4 protein-coding genes are annotated in these 4,962 nt (G+C 65.8%); 2 read left to right on the forward strand and 2 right to left on the reverse strand.

What is annotated here, in order from left to right:
- Both RMO40_RS06165 and RMO40_RS06170 read left to right on the forward strand, forming a co-directional pair.
- The coding region (locus RMO40_RS06165; RefSeq protein WP_309717800.1) for an alpha-amylase family glycosyl hydrolase at window positions 1-649 on the forward strand (649 nt) is incomplete at its 5' end.
- A 43-nt stretch (window positions 650-692) separates the two neighbouring features.
- Window positions 693-1,337 (forward strand): glutathione S-transferase N-terminal domain-containing protein, encoded by a 645-nt coding sequence (locus RMO40_RS06170; RefSeq protein ID WP_309717803.1) that lies wholly within the window; start codon window positions 693-695, stop codon window positions 1,335-1,337.
- Window positions 1,338-1,427: 90 nt separating this feature from the next.
- Here RMO40_RS06170 and RMO40_RS06175 read toward each other — a convergent pair whose 3' ends face one another.
- Both RMO40_RS06175 and RMO40_RS06180 read right to left on the reverse strand, forming a co-directional pair.
- The gene (locus tag RMO40_RS06175) at window positions 1,428-3,569 is read right to left on the reverse strand and encodes a carbohydrate-binding module family 20 domain-containing protein (RefSeq protein ID WP_309717806.1); all 2,142 of its coding nucleotides are present in this window, start codon (window positions 3,567-3,569) and stop codon (window positions 1,428-1,430) included.
- 274 nt (window positions 3,570-3,843) lie between these two features.
- Window positions 3,844-4,644, reverse strand: coding sequence for a response regulator (locus RMO40_RS06180; RefSeq protein ID WP_309717809.1), 801 nt, complete (start codon window positions 4,642-4,644; stop codon window positions 3,844-3,846).
- Between the last annotated feature and the right edge of the window lie 318 nt (window positions 4,645-4,962).

Raw genomic sequence — 4,962 nt, forward strand, 5'->3', positions numbered from 1 at the left:
CGACTATTTCAAGACCGCACCCGTCAGCATGGCCACCATGTTGTCGAACCACGACGGCTTTGCCGGGGCGCGCGTCTACGACCAGTTGCGCGGCGATGCGGCCGGCCTGCGCCTCGCCGCCGCCAGCCTGCTCACGCTGCCGGGCATTCCCTTCGTCTACTACGGCGAAGAGTTCGGCATGGGTGCAGGCCTCGGCCTGAGCGGTGACCCGGCCCTGCGCTCGCCGATGAGCTGGACGGCCGACACCCAGCGTGCCGGCTTCACCACCGGCACACCCTACCGCGCGCTGGCCGCGAACGTCGCCACGCACAACGCCGCCGCCGCGCGGGCCGATGCCAACTCGCTGTGGCACACCTATCGCACGCTGATCCAGCTGCGCAGCAGCACCGACGCACTGGCCTTCGGCAGCTACGAACAGGCCACGGTGCAAGGCAGTGCACTCAGCTTCGTGCGGCGCAGCGGCAGCAGCCGGGTGGTGGTGGCCTTGAACTACGGCGTGGCGGCGAGCACGGTGGTGGTGAGCGGCTTGCCGGCCGGCGCCAGCCTGCAGGCGCTGTGGCCCGCTGTTGCCGCAGCCGTTTCGGCCGATGGCAATGGGCAAGCGACCCTCACCCTGGGTGCACGCTCGGCGGTTGTCTACGCCTACTGAATTCCCGCATCATCTCGCTCTCCAAGTTGACTGGGGGGCGCACATGCCCGGCTACACCCTCTACGGCTCGCAAGGTTCAGGCTCGTCTTCGGTCGAGCTGGCGCTTGAGCGCATCGACCTGCCCTACCGCTCGGTGCGAGCCTCGACCTGGGAAAGCGACTCGGCCCAGGCCGAGTTGCGCAGCGCGAATCCGATGGGGCAGATCCCCACGCTGGTGTTCCCCGATGGCAGCGTGATGACAGAGAGCGCCGCCATCCTCATCCACCTGGGCCTGAGCCACCCCGAAGCGGCCTTGCTGCCGACCGACAACGCCGCACGCGCGCAGGCGATCCGCGGCCTGGTGTTCATTGCGGCCAACTGCTACTCCAACGTCAGCATCTCCGACTACCCCGAGCGCTGGATCAGCGAGTGCACCGAAGACGACCCGCTGCGCGAACGTCTGCGCCTGGGCGCCCGCGCCCAACTGCACCGCAGCTGGGAGATCTTTGCCGACAGCTTCGAGGCCCAACCGTTTTTCAACGGCCAGGCGCCGGGCGCGCTCGACTACCTGGCGGCGGTGGTTTCCAAGTGGTCGGGCACACGAGCCCACATCAAGAAGCACCGCCCGAAGTTTCTGGAGCTGGTGCTGCGCATCGAGCAGCACCCCCACGTGGCACCCGTGTTCGCCCGCCACTGGCCCGAGGCCTGACGAAAAAATACCGACCCGCCTTGCGGCAAGTCGGTAATGAAGGTGGCGCGGTCTACTGCGCCACGGCCGCATAACCGGTGTTCGGTGGGCTTATTTCCAGGTGGTGGTGACCGTCTGCGAAGCGCCAGGCGCCGGTGTCATCAGGCTGCGGTTGGCGCCGCTTTCCCACACCACGTTGCCGCTGCCGTCTTTCTTGATGAACTTGTATTCCATCGCGGTGCTGGCCGGCAGCGTGATCTGCGTGCGCCATTGGCTGCCCGACACCAGGGTGAGCGGCACCGCACTCGCGGGCGCCCAGCTGCCGAGCGCGGGCAGGCTGCCCACCAGGTGAACGCTCTGCCCGGCCACGGTGCTGGCGGTGTGGTTGAAGGTGACGCTCGCCGTTTCGCCACCGCCGTTGTTGCAGGCCGCTGTGCTGTTGAACACGCCGCAGGCGCTCGCCGTGCCGCTGGCGGGCGTGGTGAGGCTGCGGTTGCTGCCGCCTTCCCAGGTCACGCTGGTGCAGCTGCTGTACTTGATGAACTTGTACTGCACGTTGGTCGAGGCCGGCAGGCTGACCGTGCCCGCATGGCCCGCTGATGCAGCCGGCAGCGCCACCGCATTGCACGGGTTCCACGCGCCGAGCGCAGCCGCGCTGCCCACCACGAAGACCTGCTGGCCTGAGGCCGGAGCGGCGCTTTGCACCGTGAAGGCGGTGTTCACGCCCGGCCGCGTGCCCACCTTGGCGTTGACGTGCAAGGCCGCGGCTGAGTTGGCGGCCACGTTGATGGTGGCCAGGCCGGAGGCACCGACCGTCACCACCGTGCCGCTGCACGCATCGGCCGCAAAGTCGCCACTGATCACGTCGCAGTAGTCGCCTGCGGGCAGGCCGGTCTGGAAGCTGCGCGACAACGCGCCGCCTTCCTTGTTGATGACGACGAAGGCCTTGTCACCGCGGCTGAAGGCGATCTGGTTGTTGCCGTTATCCCACCAGTTGTTGACCGACCAGCTGCTCACGCTGGCATTGCGAAAGCCCACCATGTTGGCGATCGGGCGGAAGCGGTGTTCGCACACCCAGCCGCCTCGTGTCTGGTTGAAACACGCCGGTGCGCTGGCGCCGTCGGCCCAGGGGCCGCGGGTCGAACCATCGGCGTTGTGCGGCGGGCCAAAGCTGGTGTCAAACTTGTTCGCCTTCTCGAAAGCGTAGCTCGACATCAGCACCGGGTAGCCATACGGCCAGGCGAGCATGAACACGTTGGCGAGGTCGTAGGTCGCGCCGTTTTGGTACGAGAGGTAGTTGCCGCCGCCGGCGTGGCCACGCTGCTTGTCGTGGTTGTCGGTGAAGGCCACGGCCTTGCTGCTGCCCATCAGGCCCCAGGTCTCGCCGAAAGTCTTCAGGTCGGCCAGCTTGCCGCCACCGGCAAACTTGCCGTGAAGCTGCGGGCCGTAGGCAAACTCGGTGATGGTCGCCTGGCCACCACTCAGGTGGAAGTACTGGTTGGGCTGCACCGCCTCGTCTCTGGCACCGATGACTTCCAGGAACCAGAACGGCCGCGTGGCCACGCGCGAATTCACGTCGTCGATGATGGCGCCCAGGTCGGCAGGGTTGATGTGCTTCGCGCCATCGACACGAAAGCCTTTCACGCCCATGTTGGCGAGACCAACCAGGTAGTCGGCGATCTTGCGGCGCACTTCGAGGTTGCCGGTGTCCAGATCTTGCAGGCCCTCGAGCTCGCAGTTCTGTACGTTGTTGGCGTCTTTGTAGTTGTTGACGCCGCACACCGGTGAATGGAAGTGGCGGTGCTCGTAGAGGCCGGGGTAGTTGTGGTGCGACCAGCTGCGCCCGGCGCTGGACGTTCCGCTCGTGCCGCCCGACATGTGGTTGATCACGGCATCGGCATAGATGCCCACGCCCACCGCATTGCAGCGGTTCACCATGTCTTGAAACTCGGCACGCGTGCCGCTGCGGCTGCGGTCGAGGTTGTAGCTCACGGTCTGGTAGCGCATCCACCAGGGAAAGGGCGCGCCGTCACCGCTGGTGATCCAGTTGTGTTCGCTGGGCGGCGAGACCTGCACGGCCGCGAAGCCCTTGGGGCCGAGATGCGTTTCGCACTCGCGGGCGATGTCGGTCCAGCGCCATTCGAAGAGCTGCACGAAGGCGGTGCGGGGGGAGGTCTGTGCGTGGCTGAGTGCCGTGGCGCCGAGCAAGGCAGCCAAGGCCAGCCAGCGCATGGCGGTTGAAAGCGAATGCATGTTTGTCTCCTGTGGGTGGTGCGGCCACGGGCATTTTTTCAGTGACGTCTTCGCGTCACGGAGGCGTAATGTAAGTACGCCATGCCGGGCTTGCCTACCCAGAGAAGACCTGAATCGCGGAAATCGGGCCGTCGGGTGATTTTTTCTATCTCATTGTTTTAAATGAGAAAAGTCATCATCCTTCTCTGCGGCAACAGGAAGATAAGACACATTTGGTTTCAACTTCGACCCGTCCATGCTGGCGTTGTTTCACTACAAGCATGTACTACACCACTCACATGTGACGAAACACGTGCACGAAGCTGCGGCTCACCGGCAGCACGTCCTTGCGGCCTTTCAGGCGCACCTCGGCCGTCTCGTTCGGGCCGCGGTCGACCTGGCTCACCTGGTGCAGGTTGACGATCACCGAGCGGTGCACTTGCGCAAACCGCTCCGGGTCAAGTTCATCGGCCAGCTCGCGGATGCTCTTGCGGATGAGCGCCTCGCCACCCTCCCACACCACCAGCGTGTACTTCTCGTCAGAGCGCAGGTAGGCCACCTGCTCCACCGGAATGAGTCGCACGCTGGTGCCCACCGAGGCCTTGATCCACTGCAACCAGTGGCTGGCACCGGCATGGCGGCGCAGCTCGGCCGACATCTTCTCGATCACCGCCTCGACGGTGTCGGCACCCGCCTCTGGCGCGCGTGCGAGCTTGGCGCGCAAACGCTCCACCGTGTCGGCCAGCCGCGCTTCGTCGAAGGGCTTGACCACGTAATCGAGCGCGCCTTGCTCGAAGGCCGTCACGGCGTATTGTTCGTAGGCGGTGACGAACACCACCTCGGCGCGCCGCGCGATCGAGCGTGCGGCCTCCACGCCGTTGAGCCCAGGCATGTGCACGTCGAGAAACACCACCTGCGGGGTGTGCTCGTCGAACATTTCCACCGCCTCGCGGCCATTGCGCGCCTGCGCCACGATCTGCAGCTCGGGCCACAAGCGGGCCAGAAGGGCGCAGAGGCGCTCGCGCAGCAGCGGCTCGTCGTCGGCGATCAAGGCGGTGGGGTTCATCGGTTTCCAGGTCTCCAGATTCGTGGTCATCCCCCTACTCCGTTCGGGCGGAGCCTGTATTCCTGATCGCCCCGAGCCTGTCGAAGGGAGCCAGTGCCGTGCTGTGTGCACCCTTCGACAGGCTCAGGGCGAACGGACTCTAGCCGGGGCATGTCACTCATCATTCGTGGCCTCCCGCTGCTTCGTGCCCCCCACTCCGTTCGGGCTGAGCCTGTCAAAGCCAGCACCGTGCTGTGCGCACCCTTCGACAGGCCCAGGGCGAACGGGCTCTGGTTGCGGCATGTCACTCATCATTCGTGGCCACCCCGCTGCTTTGTGTCCCCACACTCCGTTCGGGCTGAGCCTGTC

Origin of the sequence: Rhizobacter sp. (assembly GCF_031412075.1) — a bacterium.
Taxonomy (GTDB): Bacteria; Pseudomonadota; Gammaproteobacteria; order Burkholderiales; family Burkholderiaceae_C; genus Rhizobacter.